Annotated in this window: 18 protein-coding genes; 14 read left to right on the forward strand and 4 right to left on the reverse strand. The window is 63.9% G+C overall.

The window, feature by feature from the left end; genetic code table 11:
- Nucleotides 1–11: 11 nt before the first annotated feature.
- From urtC to ABJ363_06630, 11 genes are read left to right on the forward strand one after another with little or no spacing between them, the layout of a single operon-like run.
- On the forward strand, nt 12–1154 hold the full coding sequence (urtC, locus tag ABJ363_06580) for an urea ABC transporter permease subunit UrtC (GenBank protein ID MEP4378649.1): 1143 nt from the start codon (nt 12–14) through the stop codon (nt 1152–1154).
- Entirely contained in the window at nt 1147–1926 is a 780-nt protein-coding gene (gene urtD / locus ABJ363_06585) for an urea ABC transporter ATP-binding protein UrtD (protein ID MEP4378650.1), read from the forward strand. The genes urtC and urtD overlap by 8 nt, the downstream gene beginning before the upstream one ends.
- Before the next feature lie 2 nt (nt 1927–1928).
- Nucleotides 1929–2624 carry an urea ABC transporter ATP-binding subunit UrtE gene (gene urtE / locus ABJ363_06590; protein MEP4378651.1) on the forward strand — a complete coding sequence of 232 codons (696 nt, stop codon included), beginning with the start codon at nt 1929–1931 and terminating at the stop codon, nt 2622–2624.
- A gap of 19 nt (nt 2625–2643) precedes the next feature.
- Nucleotides 2644–3468 carry an urease accessory protein UreD gene (locus ABJ363_06595; protein MEP4378652.1) on the forward strand — a complete coding sequence of 275 codons (825 nt, stop codon included), beginning with the start codon at nt 2644–2646 and terminating at the stop codon, nt 3466–3468.
- Between the two features lie 13 nt (nt 3469–3481).
- On the forward strand, nt 3482–3784 hold the full coding sequence (locus ABJ363_06600; protein MEP4378653.1) for an urease subunit gamma: 303 nt from the start codon (nt 3482–3484) through the stop codon (nt 3782–3784).
- Between the two features lie 7 nt (nt 3785–3791).
- Nucleotides 3792–4103: an urease subunit beta gene (locus ABJ363_06605; GenBank protein MEP4378654.1), complete on the forward strand. Its 312-nt coding sequence runs from the start codon at nt 3792–3794 to the stop codon at nt 4101–4103.
- 3 nt (nt 4104–4106) lie between these two features.
- Entirely contained in the window at nt 4107–5816 is a 1710-nt protein-coding gene (ureC, locus tag ABJ363_06610; GenBank protein ID MEP4378655.1) for an urease subunit alpha, read from the forward strand.
- Entirely contained in the window at nt 5813–6280 is a 468-nt protein-coding gene (locus ABJ363_06615) for an urease accessory protein UreE (GenBank protein ID MEP4378656.1), read from the forward strand. The genes ureC and ABJ363_06615 overlap by 4 nt, the downstream gene beginning before the upstream one ends.
- Complete coding sequence (locus tag ABJ363_06620) at nt 6270–6977, forward strand: urease accessory protein UreF (protein MEP4378657.1); 708 nt, start codon at nt 6270–6272, stop codon at nt 6975–6977. Before ABJ363_06615 ends, ABJ363_06620 begins: the two co-directional genes overlap by 11 nt.
- Nucleotides 6974–7627: an urease accessory protein UreG gene (gene ureG / locus ABJ363_06625; GenBank protein ID MEP4378658.1), complete on the forward strand. Its 654-nt coding sequence runs from the start codon at nt 6974–6976 to the stop codon at nt 7625–7627. The genes ABJ363_06620 and ureG overlap by 4 nt, the downstream gene beginning before the upstream one ends.
- A gap of 21 nt (nt 7628–7648) precedes the next feature.
- Nucleotides 7649–7834 carry a HupE/UreJ family protein gene (locus ABJ363_06630; protein ID MEP4378659.1) on the forward strand — a complete coding sequence of 62 codons (186 nt, stop codon included), beginning with the start codon at nt 7649–7651 and terminating at the stop codon, nt 7832–7834.
- Between the two features lie 15 nt (nt 7835–7849).
- Here the strand turns inward: ABJ363_06630 and ABJ363_06635 are convergent, their stop codons facing one another.
- On the reverse strand, nt 7850–10177 hold the full coding sequence (locus tag ABJ363_06635) for a xanthine dehydrogenase family protein molybdopterin-binding subunit (GenBank protein ID MEP4378660.1): 2328 nt from the start codon (nt 10175–10177) through the stop codon (nt 7850–7852).
- Between the two features lie 135 nt (nt 10178–10312).
- Entirely contained in the window at nt 10313–11149 is an 837-nt protein-coding gene (locus tag ABJ363_06640) for a fumarylacetoacetate hydrolase family protein (GenBank protein MEP4378661.1), read from the reverse strand.
- Between the two features lie 112 nt (nt 11150–11261).
- Here ABJ363_06640 and ABJ363_06645 point away from each other — a divergent pair, with 112 nt between their 5' ends.
- A complete protein-coding gene (locus ABJ363_06645; GenBank protein MEP4378662.1) occupies nt 11262–12116 on the forward strand; it encodes an amidohydrolase family protein in 855 nt (284 codons plus the stop codon).
- Nucleotides 12117–12276: 160 nt separating this feature from the next.
- Nucleotides 12277–13296, forward strand: coding sequence for an aldo/keto reductase (locus tag ABJ363_06650; protein ID MEP4378663.1), 1020 nt, complete (start codon nt 12277–12279; stop codon nt 13294–13296).
- Between the two features lie 6 nt (nt 13297–13302).
- On the opposite strand, the gene ABJ363_06655 is transcribed toward ABJ363_06650, so the two are convergent.
- A complete protein-coding gene (locus ABJ363_06655) occupies nt 13303–14523 on the reverse strand; it encodes an MFS transporter (protein ID MEP4378664.1) in 1221 nt (406 codons plus the stop codon).
- Between the two features lie 369 nt (nt 14524–14892).
- On the opposite strand from ABJ363_06655, the gene ABJ363_06660 reads away from it, so the two are divergent.
- Complete coding sequence (locus ABJ363_06660) at nt 14893–15678, forward strand: alpha/beta hydrolase (protein ID MEP4378665.1); 786 nt, start codon at nt 14893–14895, stop codon at nt 15676–15678.
- A 12-nt stretch (nt 15679–15690) separates the two neighbouring features.
- On the opposite strand, the gene ABJ363_06665 is transcribed toward ABJ363_06660, so the two are convergent.
- Nucleotides 15691–17490 carry a hydantoinase B/oxoprolinase family protein gene (locus tag ABJ363_06665; GenBank protein ID MEP4378666.1) on the reverse strand — a complete coding sequence of 600 codons (1800 nt, stop codon included), beginning with the start codon at nt 17488–17490 and terminating at the stop codon, nt 15691–15693.
- Between the last annotated feature and the right edge of the window lie 4 nt (nt 17491–17494).

Here is a 17494-nt window from a genome sequence, read left to right on the forward strand (position 1 = left end):
AGGAACAGAAAATGGGACCGATCTCAGCACGGCTTCTGGCCATGGAAAGCAAGCGCGGCTGGACCACCATCCTGGCGCTGGGCTTCGTCGCGATCTTCGTCGTGCCGTTTCTCAATCTCGCCGTGCCGGAAGGCTCGTTCTTTCATCTCTCGACCTTCTGGGTCGCGACCCTGGGCAAGTATCTGGCCTTCGCGATCCTGGCCCTGTCGCTTGATCTGATCTGGGGTTATGCGGGCATTCTCAGTCTGGGCCATGGCGCGTTCTTCGGGCTCGGCGGCTACGCCATGGGCATGTACATGATGCGTCAGATCGGCGAACGGGGCGTCTACGGCAACCCGGATCTACCGGATTTCATGGTGTTCCTGAACTGGGATTCAGTGCCCTGGTACTGGTTCGGCTTCGACCATTTCTGGGTTGCCGCCCTGATGGTGCTGGCGGTTCCCGGGGCACTGGCCTTCGTCTTCGGCTGGCTCGCCTTCCGTTCCCGGATCACGGGTGTCTATTTCTCCATCATCAGCCAGGCGATGGTGTTTGCCTTCATGCTCGCCTTCTTCCGCAACGAGATGGGCTTCGGCGGCAATAACGGCCTGACCGACTTCAAGGATATCCTGGGTTTCGAACTGTCGCGCGATACGACCAAGGTCGGTCTGTATACCGCGACGGCCGTCGCCCTCCTGCTTGTCTATCTGATCTGCCGGGCCGTGGTGAGTTCGAAGCTCGGCCGGCTCCTGATCGCGGTGCGCGACGCGGAGAGCCGGGTCCGTTTCCTCGGTTATTCCGTCACCAACGCGAAGCTGTTCGTCTTCACATTGTCGGCCATGCTCGCCGGGCTCGCGGGTGCGCTCTATGTGCCCCAGGTGGGCATCATCAACCCGGGCGAGTTCGCGCCCGCCAAATCCATCGAGATGGCGATCTGGGTCGCCGTGGGCGGGCGCGGCACCTTGTTCGGTGCGATTATCGGGGCGTTCGCAGTCAACGGCGCGCGGACCTATTTCACCGCCGCCGCGCCGGAAATCTGGCTGTTCTTCCTCGGCGCCCTGTTCATTCTGGTGACCCTCGCCATGCCCAACGGGATCGTCGGGGTCTACAAATCGCTGCGCTCGGGTGAATTGACCGCGGCGATCGGACGGAGGCTGCGTCGTGCCGATGCTTGATCGAGCGCCCGAGGGCGCCCCCCTGACCGCGAACGAACCATCAATCCTCTATCTCGAAGGTGTGTCGGTCAGTTTTGACGGTTTCAAGGCGCTCAACAGCCTGAACCTGATCATCCGGCGCGGCGAAATGCGCGCGATCATCGGGCCGAACGGCGCGGGCAAGACGACGATGATGGACGTGGTCACCGGCAAGACCCGTCCCGATACGGGCCGCGTGCTTTTTGCCGACGACGTGAATCTCACCCATCTCGACGAGACCGATATCGCCAATCTGGGCATCGGCCGGAAATTTCAGAAGCCGACGGTGTTCGAGAGCCTTTCGGTCTTCGAGAATATCTATCTCGCGCAGAAGACCAAGCGGACGATCGCCGAGACGTTGTTTGCGCGTATCCGCGGCGAGCAATTGACCCGGATCGAGGCGACCCTGGAAACAATCCGGCTGACGGAGCGGCGCGCGGATCTGGCCGGCGACCTCAGCCACGGTCAGAAGCAGTGGCTCGAGATCGGCATGTTGCTGGCGCAGGAGCCGGAGCTGATGCTGCTCGATGAGCCTGTGGCCGGCATGAGCGACGCGGAGACCGAGCAGACGGTGGCGCTGCTGATGGAGATTGCCAAGGACCATTCGCTGGTCGTCGTCGAGCACGATATGGAATTTGTGCGCAATCTCGATTGCACGGTCTCGGTACTGCATGAGGGCAGTGTCCTTGCGGAAGGCTCGATGGACACTGTCCAGTCCGACCCGCGCGTTATCGAAGTCTATCTGGGACGCTGATCATGCTCGAAGCCACCGACATCAATCTCTACTACGGCGCCAGTCATATCCTGCGTGGCGCGCATATTTCGGCCACACGCGGCAAGATCACCTGTTTGCTCGGGCGCAACGGCGTCGGCAAGACGTCGTTTCTGCGGGGCCTGACGGGGCACACGCCCATCCGCAGCGGGTCGGTCACATGGGATGGCGAGAATATCGCCCGCCTGGCGCCGTTCGCACGTGCCCGGCGCGGGATCGCCTATGTGCCCCAGGGGCGTGATGTGTTTCCCCGGCTCAGTGTCGAGGAGAATCTGATGACCGGCTTTGCCTGTCTGCCGCGCAGCGAGGCGCGTATTCCCGACCAGGTGTTCGAGTTGTTTCCTGTCCTGTCGGATATGCTCGGGCGCCGAGGCGGAGACCTGTCCGGCGGTCAGCAACAGCAGCTTGCCATCGGCCGGGCACTGGTAACCCAGCCGAAGCTGCTGGTCCTCGACGAGCCCACCGAGGGTATCCAGCCGTCGATCATCAAGGATATCGAGGCGGTGATCCGCCTGCTCGCCGGCAGCGGCGACATGGCGATCCTGCTGGTCGAGCAATATTACGAATTTGCCCGTGATCTGGCCGACGACGTGGCGGTGATGGACCGGGGGGAGATCGTCCTATCCGGGCCGATCGGCGATTTGCCCGAATCCGAGATTCGTCGGCACCTTACGGTCTAATCAGGCAGGTTGGATACAGATGGCATCGGGGCGGGCAGAGATCGAGTTCGTTGACGCTGGCGGCCGCACCCGCCTGGCGCATCTGTATCAAAGCGACCCGCTGCGAATCCTGTTTCCGAATGCCGGGGCAGGCGAGCCCGAGACGGGTACCCTCGTGACCACGTCCGGCGGGCTGGTCGGCGGGGATACATTGTCCATCGAAATTCGCTGTGGCGCCGGGGCGGTGGGACGGATCGTCGGACAGGCGGCCGAAAAAATCTACCGTTCGACGGGCGCGGATGTGTGCATTGACATGTCCCTGATCGCCGAACCGGGCAGTTGGCTCGAATGGCTGCCCCAGGAAACCATTATCTTCGATACGGCGCGGCTACGCCGGCGGACGGTCGTTGAGGCCGCGCCCGGCGCGCAGGTTCTGGCGGGGGAGATCATCGTCCTCGGACGCACGGCAATGGGCGAAAGCCTGACCGGCGGGCTCATCCACGAGGCGTGGGATGTTAGGCGCGAAGATCGCCTCGTCTGGGCGGATGCGGTGCATCTGGATGGCGATTTGCGCGCGATCCTGGCCGCGAATGCCGGCCTCAACGGCGCCCATGCCTTCGCCAGTATTGTCTTCGTGAGCGACGACGCATCCTCCGCCTTGCCGCTGGCCCGGGAACTGTTACCCGAAGGCCTGGATCCAGCCGGGCTTTGCGTGGGTGCGACCTGCGTCGGCGATGTGCTGATCGTGCGCTGGCTCGACCGCGATGCCCGGCGCCTGCGCGACGCTTATGGGAAATTCTGGGCCGAGTTCAGGCACCATCTGGCGGATTTGCCGGCGGCGATGCCGCGTCTCTGGGCGATCTAGAAGGAACGACAATATGCATCTGACACCCCGAGAAAAGGATAAGCTTCTCGTCGCGCTGGCCGCCGACGTGGCGCGCAAGCGCATGGCGCGCGGCGTGAAGCTCAATTATCCCGAGGCGATCGCGCTGATCTCCGATTTTGTCGTCGAGGGCGCGCGCGACGGGCGTTCGGTCGCCGATCTGATGAGCGCGGGGGGCGAGGTCCTGACCCGGGCCGATGTGATGGAGGGGATCGCGGAGATGATCCACGACGTCCAGGTCGAGGCGACTTTTCCCGACGGGACCAAGTTGGTCACCGTCCACAACCCGATCCGGTGAGCCAGACATGATCCCAGGTGAAATCTTCCCCGCCGACGGCGACATCATTCTGAACGACGGCCGCGAGACGCTGTCCCTGTCGGTCGCCAACACCGGCGACCGGCCGATCCAGGTCGGATCCCATTTTCATTTTCACGAGACGAACGGCGCGCTGGAATTCGACCGGGATGCCGCGCGCGGGTTCCGGCTCGACATCCCGGCCGGGACCGCCGTCCGGTTCGAGCCCGGACAGACGTGTGAGGTCGCGCTTGTCCGCTATGCCGGATCGGGGCGGGTGTTCGGCTTCAACGGTCGCGTCAACGGCGCGCTGGAGGAGTAGACGATGGCCTATTCGATCAATCATTCCGACTACGCCTCCATGTTCGGCCCCACAGTCGGCGACCGGGTCCGACTGGCCGACACCGAACTCGTGATCGAGGTCGAGCGCGACCACACGATCTATGGCGAAGAGGTCAAATTCGGCGGCGGCAAGGTCATCCGTGACGGCATGGGACAATCCCAGGCCAGCCGTGCGGATGGTGCCGTGGATACCGTCATTACCAATGCGCTGATCGTCGATCACTGGGGAATCGTGAAGGCCGATATCGGCATCCGCGACGGCCGCATCACCGGCGTGGGGAAGGCGGGAAACCCCGACGTCCAGCCGGGAATCGATATAGTCATCGGGCCGGGCACGGAGGTCATTGCGGGCGAAGGCCGGATCGTCACCGCCGGCGCCATCGATGCGCATATCCACTGGATCAGCCCGCAGCAGATCGAGGAGGCCCTGTATTCCGGGGTCACGACGATGCTCGGCGGGGGCACCGGACCGGCCGAAGGCACCAACGCGACCACCTGCACACCGGGCCCGTGGCATCTGGCGCGCATGATTCAGGCCGCCGAAGGCTTCCCGGTTAATCTCGGCTTCTTCGGCAAGGGTAACGCGACGCTGCCCGACGCCCTGAAAGAGCAGGTGGATGGCGGCGCATGCGGCCTCAAGTTGCATGAAGACTGGGGCACGACCCCGGCGGCGATCGATGCCTGCCTGTCCGTCGCCGAGGAGATGGACGTTCAGGTCGCGATCCATACCGATACATTGAATGAATCCGGTTTTGTGGAAGATACGATCGCCGCCTTCAAGGGGCGCACGATCCACGCGTTTCACACGGAGGGCGCCGGGGGTGGCCACGCGCCGGACATCATTCGTTTATGTGGCGAGGAGAACGTATTGCCGTCCTCGACCAACCCGACGCGGCCCTACACGATCAACACGGTCGACGAACATCTCGACATGCTGATGGTCTGCCACCATCTGGATTCCCGCATTCCCGAGGATGTCGCGTTCGCCGAAAGCCGGATCCGGCGCGAGACGATCGCGGCGGAAGATATCCTGCATGATCTCGGCGCATTCTCGATGATCGCGTCCGACAGCCAGGCGATGGGCCGGGTCGGCGAGGTGGTGATTCGGACCTGGCAGACGGCCGACAAGATGAAACGCCAGCGTGGCGCACTGCCCGGCGAGGCCGGCGACAATGACAATCTGCGCGTGCGCCGTTATATCGCCAAATACACGATCAATCCGGCGCTGTGTCACGGGATCGCCGACCATGTGGGCTCGGTCGAGGCCGGCAAACTGGCCGATCTGGTGCTGTGGAAGCCCATGTTCTTCGGCGTGAAACCGGACCTGATCGTCAAGGCCGGCACGATCGCCGGCGCAGCCATGGGTGACCCCAACGCCTCGATCCCGACCCCCCAGCCGGTGCACTACCGGCCGATGTTCGGCAGTTTCGGCGCGTCGCAGACTGCGAGCGCAGTGACGTTCGTCTCTGCCGCCGCGGCGGGGACGGATATGGCCGCGCAACTCGGCCTTGCACGGGAGTTGTTGCCGATATCAGGCACACGTTCGGTGACCAAGAAGGACATGATCCTGAACGATGCGACCCCCGATATGGAGGTCGACCCGGAGACCTATGAGGTGCGCGCGGACGGTGAATTGCTGACCTGTGAACCGGCGGAGGAGCTGGCCATGGCCCAGCGGTACTTCCTGTTTTGACCCAGCGCCGCGCCATCGAGGTTTTGGGGGCCGGCAGTTGGCCGGAGACCGACGCCGTCGCCACGGTGACCCTGGCGTTCGACGACCGCCATCGCCGCCGGGTGCGCCTGGTCGATGACGCGGGCGACGCATTCCTGCTCGATCTGGACCATGCCACCCGGATGGGCGACGGGGACGGGCTGCGCCTGGAGACGGGCGGAGTCGTGCATGTTCGCGCGGCGGTTGAAGACGTGCTCGACATACGCTGCGATGATCCGCGCGATACCGTGCGTATGGCCTGGCATATCGGCAACCGTCACCTGCCGACCCAGGTGCTCGGCGATGGCACGCTCCGCATTCGCGCCGATCATGTGATCGAGCAGATGCTCGTTCGCCTCGGTGCCGACGTCGAGGCCAGGGTTGCCTCCTTCGATCCCGAGCCCGGCGCTTACGACGACGGTGCAGGTCACAGCCATGACCACTGAAATGTCGCTTTCCGGCGCGCGCCTGCAGCGCCTGATGACCTGGCTATCACCGGCTTTCCCCGTCGGCGCGTTCAGCTACTCCCATGGTCTCGAGGCCGCTGTCGAGACCGGCATGGTCACCGACCGGGACGAGCTGTCGTCCTGGGTCGAGACGATTGTTTCGTCCGGTGCGGGGCGGGTCGATGCGGCCCTTTTCCGCGCGGCGCATGATGCGGCGACGGGGGACGATCCGCACGGCCTCGCCTGGGTTCTGGAGCGCGGTGACGCCATGCAGCCCACGCGCGAACTGGGCCTCGAGACAACCAGCCAGGGGATTGCGTTTGCCGACGCGGCTGCACGTCATTGGCCCAGCCCATCGGTGCGCCGCCTGCAGGAAATGTCCTCGGCCACGGAGCGGGCCATCGCCTATCCGGTGGCGGTCGGCGCGGCAGCGGCCGATCATGGCATACCGGTGTTGCCGGGCCTCGAAGCCTATCTGCACGGCTTCGCCGCAAACATTGTGTCGGCGGGGGTGCGCGCGATCCCGTTGGGCCAGAGCGACGGCTTGCAGGTCCTGGCGATGCTTGAGCCGGTAATTGTTGCGGCGGCTGCGGCGGCGCTCGCCCGACCGGTCGAAGATATGGGTTCGGCGGCCATTATGGTCGACTGGGCGTCCAGCAAACATGAAACTCAATATTCGAGGTTATTTCGATCATGACCAAACCCTTTCGCGTCGGCATCGGCGGCCCGGTCGGTACCGGGAAAACCGCGCTCATGGATGCGCTCTGCAAGAATCTGCGTGATGACTACGATATCGCGGCCATCACGAACGACATCTACACCGAGGAGGACGCCCAGTTTCTGACCCGGTCGGGCGCGTTGCCGCCGGAACGGATCATGGGTGTTGAGACCGGCGGCTGCCCGCACACGGCGATCCGCGAGGATGCCTCGATCAATCTCGCGGCGATTTCCGAGATGGTGGGACGCTTTCCTGCGCTCGACATTGTGCTCATCGAATCCGGCGGCGACAATCTGGCGGCGACCTTCTCCCCTGAACTCGCCGACATCACGATCTATGTGATCGACGTGTCGGCCGGAGACAAGATCCCCCGCAAGGGTGGCCCGGGCATCACCCGGTCCGACCTTCTGGTGATCAACAAGATCGATCTCGCACCGTATGTGGGTGCCGACCTCGACGTGATGGATCGGGATTCGCGCAAGATGCGCGGCGAACGTCCGTTCCTGTTCACCAACCTCAAGACGGGGCTCGGTCTCGAAGACGTCGCCAGCTTCGTTTTGACTGCGGGCGGGTTCGAGGATAAATCTGGTAGTGCCTCAGGCCATTCGGCCAGTGCCGCTGCTCAATAAGAAGCCAACAGGATGATCAAGATGCAGAAGTTTTTCGCCGCCGCCGTCACATTTGCTGCAACCATCGCAGCCGTGCCGGCGTTTGCCCATGTCACGGGTTTCGAGCACAGTGCCGGTGCGGGTCATCCCGTGCTTGGGATCGATCATCTGCTGGTGCTGCTGGCCGTCGGCGTCGTGGCCGGCGTTATCTGGTTCCGCCGCCGCTAAACTCGCACCGCAACGTCAGGCGCGGGCTTCCGCGATCGCCCGCCAGACCCGGTCGGGCGTTGCGGGCATGTCGAGATCCTCGACCCCGACCTCCGCGAGCGCGTTCATAACCGCGTTCATCATGGCCGGTAGTGCCCCCACGGTGCCGGCCTCGCCCGCACCCTTGACGCCCAGCGGGTTGCGCTGGGTCGGGACGCCGTTGCCGACAATCTCGATGTCGGGGAGATTGTCTGCGCGCGGCATCGCATAGTCCATGAACGACCCGCTCAGCAACTGGCCGCTGTCGGGATCGTAGACCACCTGCTCCATGAGCACCTGGCCGAGCCCCTGGGCGATCCCGCCATGGATCTGACCCTTCACGATGGTCGGGTTGACCATAATGCCGACGTCATCGACCACCCAGTAGCCGACCGGCGTCACGACGCCCGTGTCCGGATCGATCTCGACCTCGCAGACATGGCTGCCGTTGGGATAGGTGTCGTCCTCGGGAGAGAATGTCGCGGTCTCGTAGAGCCCCGGCTCGATGCCCGCCGGTAGCCTGGCGGGCATGAACGAGGCCTTGGCCACTTCCTTCAGGGTGATTGTCTTGTCCGTGCCGGCGATCGTGAAGATGCCGTCGGCAAATTCAAGATCGGCGCCGTCGGCTTCGAGCAGGTGGGCCGCGATCCGGCGTGCCTTGTCGATCACTTTCTCGGAGGCGTAGTAGAGCGCCGACCCGCCGATTACTGTTGAGCGTGAACCCATCGTGCCGATGCCGAAGGCGACCCGGTCGGTGTCGCCGTCGATGACACGTACTTCACGCGGGTCGAGGCCGAGCCGCTCGCCGACGATCTGCTTGTACATGGTTTCATGGCCCTGGCCCTGGCTCTTGGTGCCCATCAGGACCGTGGCGCTGCCGTCGGTGTTGAATCGCACCTCAGCGAAATCCGGTGACGGTGATCCCGCCCGCTCGATCGGGTTGGAGATGCCGATCCCCCGGAGTTTTCCGCGCGCGGATGAATCCTCGCGCCGTGCCGCGAAGCCGGCATAGTCGGCCATCTCCAGGGCCTTCGCCTGGTTTTCCGTGAAAGCGCCGCAATCATAGGAAAGGCCGAGCGCCGTTTTCACCGGCATCGCGTCTGACGCGATCATGTTCCGGGCGCGCAATTCGGCCGGGTCGACACCCAATTCGCGTGCGGATTCGTCGAACATGCGTTCGATCACGAAAGTCGCCTCGGGCCGTCCCGCGCCGCGATAAGGCGCGGTCGGGTTGGTGTTCGAATGTACCGTGCGCACGGTCACATGCGCTGCCGGGATGTCGTACACCCCGATCAGGGTGCCCACATTGGCGAATACCGACAGCAGGTTCCGGATCGCCGAGAGATAGGCGCCGATATTCGCAATCGTGCTGACCCGCAGGCCGATCACATTGTTGTCGGCATCGAAGGCGAGTTCGGCCTCCGTGACATTGTCGCGGCCATGCTCATCGGCCTGGACGGCCTCGCTGCGTTCGCAATTCCATTTCACGGGGCGACCGATCTTGCGCGATGCCCACAGCACCAGCCGGTGCTCGGCATACTGCCAGCCCTTGGTGCCGAAGCCGCCGCCCACGTCGCGCGCCACAACCCGCATCGCCTGCTCGGGGATGCCGAAAATCTTCTCCGACAGGAGCTGGCGGACGCGATGGGGGTATTGGACGTCGGCATGCAGGGTGTAGCGGTCTTCGTGCTCGTCATAGGTGCCGATGGCGCCGCGCGGCTCCATATACTGGGCGAAAACCCGGCTGATGACGAAGCGGCGTTTCACGATGCGCGCGGCGTTTGCGAAGGCGGCTTCCACGGCGTCGGCGTCGCCCGCCTGGAACTGGCCCGAGACGTTGTCGGAGGAATCGTCCCACACGAGCGCCGCATCGGGTTCGACGGTTTTCGCGGTGTCGGTGATCGAGGGCAGGTCCTGATAGTCCACATCGATCAGTTCGGCGGCATCACGTGCCTGATTGAGGGTGTCGGCGACGACCAGCGCCACGGGGTCGCCCACATAGCGCACGCGGCCCAGCGCCAGCGGCGGCTGCGGGCGATACTTCATGGGTTCGCCGTCGGGGCGCTTCCACTTGGCGGGCATGCCGGGAACGCCCAGATTGTCCGCGGCGACTTCCTCGCCCGTGAATACCCCCTGTACGCCGGGCGCGGCCTTGGCTGCCGTTGTGTCGATCGACCGGATTTCGGCATGGGCGTAGGGCGATCGCAGCAGGATCGCGTATGTCTGGCCGGGAAGGTTCACATCGTTTGTGAACAGCCCGCGTCCGCGCAGGAGTCGCGGGTCTTCCTCGCGGCGCACAGCCTGACCAACACCGAATTTTTCCATCTGAATCTCTCCGAGGGCGCATGTCTTTGCCGCCGAGTCTTGATTGGCCCGGCGTGCCGCTACCCTAACAAGGATTGGTCGGCGGACAAGTGTCGGGTTCGGACCGGGAATCTCCGATCTGTTCGCCAGGCCCGATCAACCGTCCGGCTTGACGATCCTGTTGGTCAGGGTACCGATGCCGTCGATCGTGACCGTCACGACATCGCCATCATCGAGCGAAGAGGTGCGCCCCGGGGTCCCCATGAAGATCATGTCCCCGGGGTTGAGGGTGAAATACCGGCTCAGATAGCTGACGACTCTGGCCGGTTTGTGGATCATGTTCCGGGTGTTTTCCTGCTGCACGATCTCACCGTTCAGTCGGGTCGTGAGCAGCACGTTGTTTGGGTCGAGCCCCGTGACCAGGGCGGGACCCACGGGCCCGAACCCGTCCGCGGCTTTGGCGCGCATCCATTGCAGGTCGCGGCCCTGCCAGCTGCGTTCGGTCAGGTCGTTGCCGGCGGTCAGGCCGAATACGTAGCCCATGGCATCGGCCTCGGACACATTCTTGGCCGACTTTCCGATGACCAAAACCAGCTCGCCCTCGAAATGCACGTTGTTTGCATCCGGCGGTAGCTCAATGTCGCTACCGCTGCCCGTGAGGGAAGTGGGAAGTTTCAGGAACAGCGGCGGCGGGCGATCCGATGCGGAGGAGATATGACTGGCGAAGTTCATGCCGACGGCGAAGACCTTGCCCGCATCGGACGGCGGCAGAAGTTTCACGCTGTCGAGCGCGACGGTCTGCCCGGTCGGTTTTGCCCCCGTGATCGGGTCGCCGTCGAGCGTCGCGATACTGGTGCCGTTCAACTCGCCGTATGAGACCTGCCCGTTGAGGTTGAAGCGGACATATTTGGTGGTCGCGTCCTGCGCCACGGCAAGGGGACCGGCGGCGATCAGGGCAAGTGCGAGAATTCCGGGAACCAGGACCGAGCGCATCGCGGCGTCTCCGCATGTGAGGTGGAAGTATCCTTTAATCGACGAAAACTAGCATGGGTTGCATGTTGCGCCATCCCGCTGCGCGCGGCAGGATCGAAGCATGAAATTCGACATGAATAAGCTTGCTCGGCTGCTGGCGGCGGGAACCGTAATCGCCACGTTCCCGTCCCTTGTGCACGGGGACGAACCCCTCCCCGTCTTCGACGGACATGTGCACTACAACGAGGATGCGACGGTCGCCTATAGCCCGGCCCGGATCGTCGAGAAGATGCACGCGGCGGGGGTGCCCCGCGCGCTCGTGTCGAGCACGTCGGACGACAACACGCTGGCCCTGCTTGAAGAGGGCGGGCCCGGGCTGGTCGTCCCGTTCCTGCGTCCCTATGGCGGACAAATCCATTCGGGCAACTGGTATCGGCATCCCGACACGCTTGCCTATCTGCAATCCCGCTGGGACCCGGATCGCTACGCCGGGATCGGCGAGTTCCACCTCCACCAGCTCGCCGGTGCGGACAGCGCGATCGTTCGCGCCGTGGCGCAAATGACGACCGACGCGGGACGGATGTTGCATGTGCATGCGGATTCCAGGGTGATCGAGGCCATCTTTTCACACACGCCGGACGCCCGCATTCTTTGGGCGCATGCGGGTATGGTCGATCCGCCGGAGGTCATTGCGCAGACCCTAGAGGCCCATGAAAATCTCTGGGCGGAGATTTCGATCCGGGGGTACGAGATTTTCCCGGGTGGCGCGATCAATACGGACTGGCGCGAACTGTTCCTGGCCTATCCCGATCGCTTTCTGACGGCATCCGATACCTATGTGACCGAACGCTGGGACGAGTATGCGCGGGTCATCGACCACCATCGCGGCTGGCTGGCCCAGCTGCCGACGGATATTGCGCGCGGAATCGCATTCGGAAATGCCGTCCGCCTTTTCGGCGCGGGCGGCATCGCGGTGCTCGAGAAGTAGGCGTGGCGGATTCTCACGGCGGGCGTCTCGCATCTGTCGTTCGACGCGGCTATGCTGCCGCCATATTCATGCCGGAGCAGATCCGGGGAAATAAGCTCTGCCCACCAACGGCGGGCGTTTTGGAACCTGCCGCAAGCGGCAGACAAGGGGAGTGGAAATCATGACCGACATCAGCAAAGTAGCGAAACGCCAGCTCGGCGGCAGTGACCTGAAATGCGCACCCGTCGGGCTGGGCTGCATGTCCCTGTCGGGCGTCTATGGCGCGGCAGACGACGATGAAAATGTGAAATTCGTCCGCTATGCGATCGACCAGGGCGTCGATTTCCTGGATTCCTCCGACATGTATGGCTGGGGCCATAACGAAGAGGTGCTCAAACGGGCCCTGGCGGACGGTTACCGCGACAAGGTGGTGCTGGCGACGAAGTTCGGCCAGGTCCAGCTCGAAGGCGGCGGCATGGGCGTCAACGGACGCCCGGAATATGTCGCGGAGGCCTGCGACAAGAGCCTGCAGCGTCTCGGAATCGATGTGATCGATCTCTACTACCAGCATCGCGTCGATCAGGAGGTTCCGATCGAAGATACGGTCGGGGCGATGGCCAAGCTGATTGACGCCGGCAAGGTGCGGGCCATTGGTATCTGCGAGGCCAGGCCCGATACCATCCGCCGCGCCCACGCGACCCATCCGCTGGCCGCAGTGCAGAGCGAATACTCGATTCTGTATCGCGACGAGGCCGAGCAGATCCGCGCGGCCACCAGCGAGCTCGGCATTTCCTTCGTGGCCTATTCGCCGCTCGGCCGCGGACTCCTGACGGATCACTTCATCAATTCTGAAACCGTGCCGGAGGATGACCCCCATTATCGTCACCCCCGTTTCTCGCAGGGTAATTTCCAGCAGAACCGCGAGCTGGCGCTCCGGGTTGCCGAATTCGCGGCCAAGAAGAACTGCACCCCGGCACAGGTGGTTCTGGCCTGGCTGATCGGACAGGGCGATGACGTCGTCGCCATTCCGGGCACCAAGCGCGCCGAACGGTTCGACGAAAACATGGGCGCGCTCGATGTGTCGCTGTCGGCCGACGAGCTGGCCGCGATGTCTGCGGCAGTGCCGGTCGGTGCGGCGGCGGGGACGCGTTATCCCGATGCCCAGATGAAAAAGGTCTTCGTCGACTCAGCCGCGAATTAGATTTCGCTAGGGATGATCCCGCTCGGCAGAAGGCGGGACATCCTCAACCCTGCGATAGATGACCAGCGACGCCAGCAAGGCGATCACCAGCGCCCCGAACATGGTGCGGTAGGCGATCGCCGGGCTGCGGCCCAGTTCGTCGACCGGGAAGGCGTCGAGGATGGCGCCGGTGCCCATTTGCACCAGGAACACGCCCGACCATGTGCAGACGTTGATGGCGGTGAACACCCGCCCGGTGTGAGTGTCGGGAAACAGGCTGCGTGCGTGGGCGAAAATGGGTGATGCCATTGGCGCGAACAGCGCAAACCCCGAAAGCAGGATGGTGACGACAAGTACCGAGCTGCTGCTGTTGATTGCCAGCACGGCGGTCATGGTCGTGAAGGCCAGCATGCCGCAGGTTACGACGCCGCGCCTTGTGTCGAACTTGCGATCGAGCGGCCCATAGAGCACGGCGGCGATGATCCAGGTCAGCGAGACCACGAAGATGACGTTGCCGCGCGCGATGATATCGAGATCGAAAACGTCGTTCAGATAAGGGCCGATCCACAGATTTCGGATGGTCACCAGTGCGCCCACGGACACGGCGGTGACGGCAGCGAAAGAATAGATGCGCACGTCCCCGAGGACATGGCGCACGCCCAGGATGGTCTCCAGCAGGGTCTCGCTGCTGGCAGGATGCGGTGCGTCGTCGGGCCGGTCGCGCACCATGATCAGCAGCGCGACCGCAACCAGAAGCGAGAACAGTCCGACAACAAGCAGACTGGCGCGCCAGCCGTAGAGTTCCACGGCGGCGGCGAAGGGAGAGGCGGACAGCAACATGCCGGCACCGCCGACAGCGATCGAGATGGCGGTGCCCGTCGCCAGCCGGTCGCGGGCGATCCACCGCGACAGCAACACGATCACACCCATGAAAACCGGGGCCGCGCCGCAACCGATCAGGAACAGGCCGAGGGCCAGCACGATCACGCCGTGCGCGGCCGAAAAGACGATGGCGCCCAGCGCGGCTAGCGAGAACAACGCGGCCATCGTGCGCCGGGGGCCGAAGCGGTCGAGGAACACGCCCACGGGAAGCTGCATCAGTGCCGCACCCAGGAATATCGCGGCTGGCAGGCTCGAGAGTTCACCCGGCGTCAGCCCGAGTTCTGCGCGCAGGTTCGGGGCGATGACGGCCGGCGCGGAGCGCAGGAAATGCGCCAGGATGAACGTCAGCCCCAATATGGGTGCCATCCGGATTATCGCGGCGCGGCGGCTATAGGGCGCGGAGGGGGATTCGCTCGGCATGTGTTCGCAAACGGGGCTGGGGCGAAGTGTGCAGCAACCATTCTACATCGGCGGGCGCCGTGACGGACAGACCGGCAGATGAAATACCGCTTGGGAGAATTCGACGCGCGGCAGGCGGCTCGATATCTCTTTCAATCCGGACGACCACGAAAGTGAATAATCGGCGGGTATGGTCCGTGCGTCTCCCCAATCGACCCGTCACGGTCATCGACGAGATCTTGACGTTTCCGCTCTTGTTGCCTGAGATGAGTATCCGGTTCAGGCCCAATTGTGCATCGGAGCGAATGCCGCCTGCCGTCCAGGAAGGGTCTGTATATGTTGCTTCAACCGATCGTGCGTCGATTCGAAACGATGCTGGCCTTCGCCTTCGTTGCCGCTGGCTTCGTCCTGCTGGATTCGGCGCGCGCTGACTCTGAAACCATCCCGACCCGCCCCGGCGTGACGGTGCCGTTCGAAATTGACGTGCCAAGCGGCGCGCCGGCCATCGTGTTGATCTTCGAGGGGGGTGGCGGAAGCATCGAGCGGCGGGCCTTCGGCTGGGAGATACACGAGCTGCTGGTCGATGACGGGATAGGCGCCGCCTCGATCGGGGCGCCATCAGATCAGCATGGTTTCCTGGGCGGCATGCACCCGAGCTTCCGCGCGACGGACCAGCACGTGGACGATATCGATATTGTCCTGGGGGCGATCGTGTCGGAGTATGATCTGCCGATCTGGGTTTTTGGTGTCAGCATGGGCGCGGCCTCGGCCGCCATGTACGGACTGCGCCGTTCCGGGCGGGTTGCGGGGGTCGTTCTGGCTTCCAGCCCGACGCGCCCTCCACGTGGCCTTGGGGTGCACGAGCTTCCGCTGGACCAGATCACCGTGCCGCTTCTTGCCGTTGCGCATGCCGATGACGGGTGCCCGGGTACGCCGCCAACGGGCGCGCAGGAAATAGTAAACGCGGCAAGTTCTTCACCCAATGCCAGAGCAAGAATATTCTCTGGCGGTGACTCGGCAGGGTGGAGCCCATGCCGGCCTCGCAGCCACCATACGTTCTACCGGATAGAGCGCGAGGTTGGTCGTGCAGTCGCAGACTTCATCAAGTCGAATACACCCTGATGACAGGTCGGCCTAGGCCGCCCGCGCGGCGCGCAGCTCCTTGCGGCGGGCTTGCGTGGCGGCTTCATCGACTTCGAGGGATTCGTCATCGATTTCGCCGGTGAAGATCACACCATAGATATCTTTCGCCTTCTCCAGGGTCTCCCAGCCTTCCAGCACATCCACGATCACACGTTCGGTTTCGCGATCGAGCGGATCGCCATAGCCGCCCCCGGCGGAATCGCGGCCGCGGACGCGCTGGCCCGGATTGATTGTGACCTGTGCCACGTTCGGCAATCGTACCGGCTGTGTTTCGTCCTCGATCAGCCATGTCTCGCCTGATGTGCCCGGCAGGCCGCCGAGAACGCCGCGCGGTTGCGTGTGTTGGCCGTCGCACGAAATCACGGCCATCATCGGGGCATGTGTGGGACCGTACTCGATCTGCTGGGCGGGGGCGCCGCGGCGGCGTCCCGCGCCGGCGGAATCGGTCACCAGCGTAAGTGATTCCACGCGGATCGGATGCTTGAGCTCATCGACCTCGACCGAATCCCGGTACATCAGCCCTGCGATCACCGGAATGGCGTAGTTGACCCAGCCGTCCGCCTCGGAACTTGCCGGGCCGCCGTTGGTCGACAGCATCAGCCGGTTCACATAAGGCTCGGGCTCGCGCCGCAGGTCCTGGCCTGAAATCACGGCCATGCCGGCGCCCAGCCCGGCGCCGCCCTCCGACAGTCCCATGCCTTCACCCAACTGCGCGAACGCGGACTGGGTGATGTTGACCAGCCGCTCGGACACGTTGGTGGTAGAGACCGAGCAGGAATGAGGGAAGGTGGGTGCGGCGACAACGCTGTCCTCGGCATATTTGAAATGCAAACGTCGGAACGCCCCCTCGTTGCGCGGCAAATCCTTGTCGAGGGCGTTGAAGATTGCGCCCACCACGGCCGAGGTAGCTGAACCGAGCGAGGTGTTCAGGCCCGCGTCCACCGACGGCGGGTTGTCCCGCAGGTCGACATGAATGTTGCCCTCGTCCGGATCGATGTCGATCTTCACGGTCAGCTCCAGGCCGTCAGGCAACAGACCCTCCAGCGGATCCGAACGACCCTTGTTGACAAGGCTCGCCTTGGGCAGCTTGCGGATATTGTCGATCATGCGGCGCTCGGAATAGTCGAACCATTCGCGCATGAAGGCCTTGACCGTGTCTTTGCCGTATTTCTCGCAGAATGCCTCGAGGCGTCGCTCGGCGACGCGCGCCGAGCCCAGCCCGGCCAGGTAGTCGCCGTACCATTGGTCGGGCACCCGGATGCGCGCCCGGCACATGCGCATGATGTCCTCGACATTCTTGAAGTCACGCTGGATGCGCACACCGGGGAAGACCAGCGCGCCTTCCTCATACACGTCGCGGGCGCGCACGAAGTAGCTCGACGGGATCGAGTTGCCGATATCGGCCATGTGGCACTTCGAGACGGCAGTAAACAGATGCTCGCCCTCGAAGAAGACCGGGACCATGAAGGTGTGGTCGGCCGGATGGGTGTTGCCGCCATAGGGATCGTTATCGAGATAGGCGTCGCCGCGCTGGATATCACCGGCGTGATACTCGCGCATATTCGCCGTCTGGATGTGACAGCCGAAGATATGCACCGGCAATCCCTCGGCCGGGGCGAGCAGCTCGTCATTGCCGGTGACCAGGCAACAGGAAAAATCGCGCGCCGACGAGATCACGGCGGATCGTGCCGAGCGCAGCAGCGTGTTGGTCATTTCCCGGACGATTCCGTCGAGACGGTTCGCCATCACTGAGATCAGGACGGGGTCGAGGGTGGTTTCGGGTTCAGACATCTTG

The sequence above is a fragment of the Alphaproteobacteria bacterium genome (assembly GCA_039980135.1).
Taxonomy (GTDB): Bacteria; Pseudomonadota; Alphaproteobacteria; order UBA6615; family UBA6615; genus UBA8079.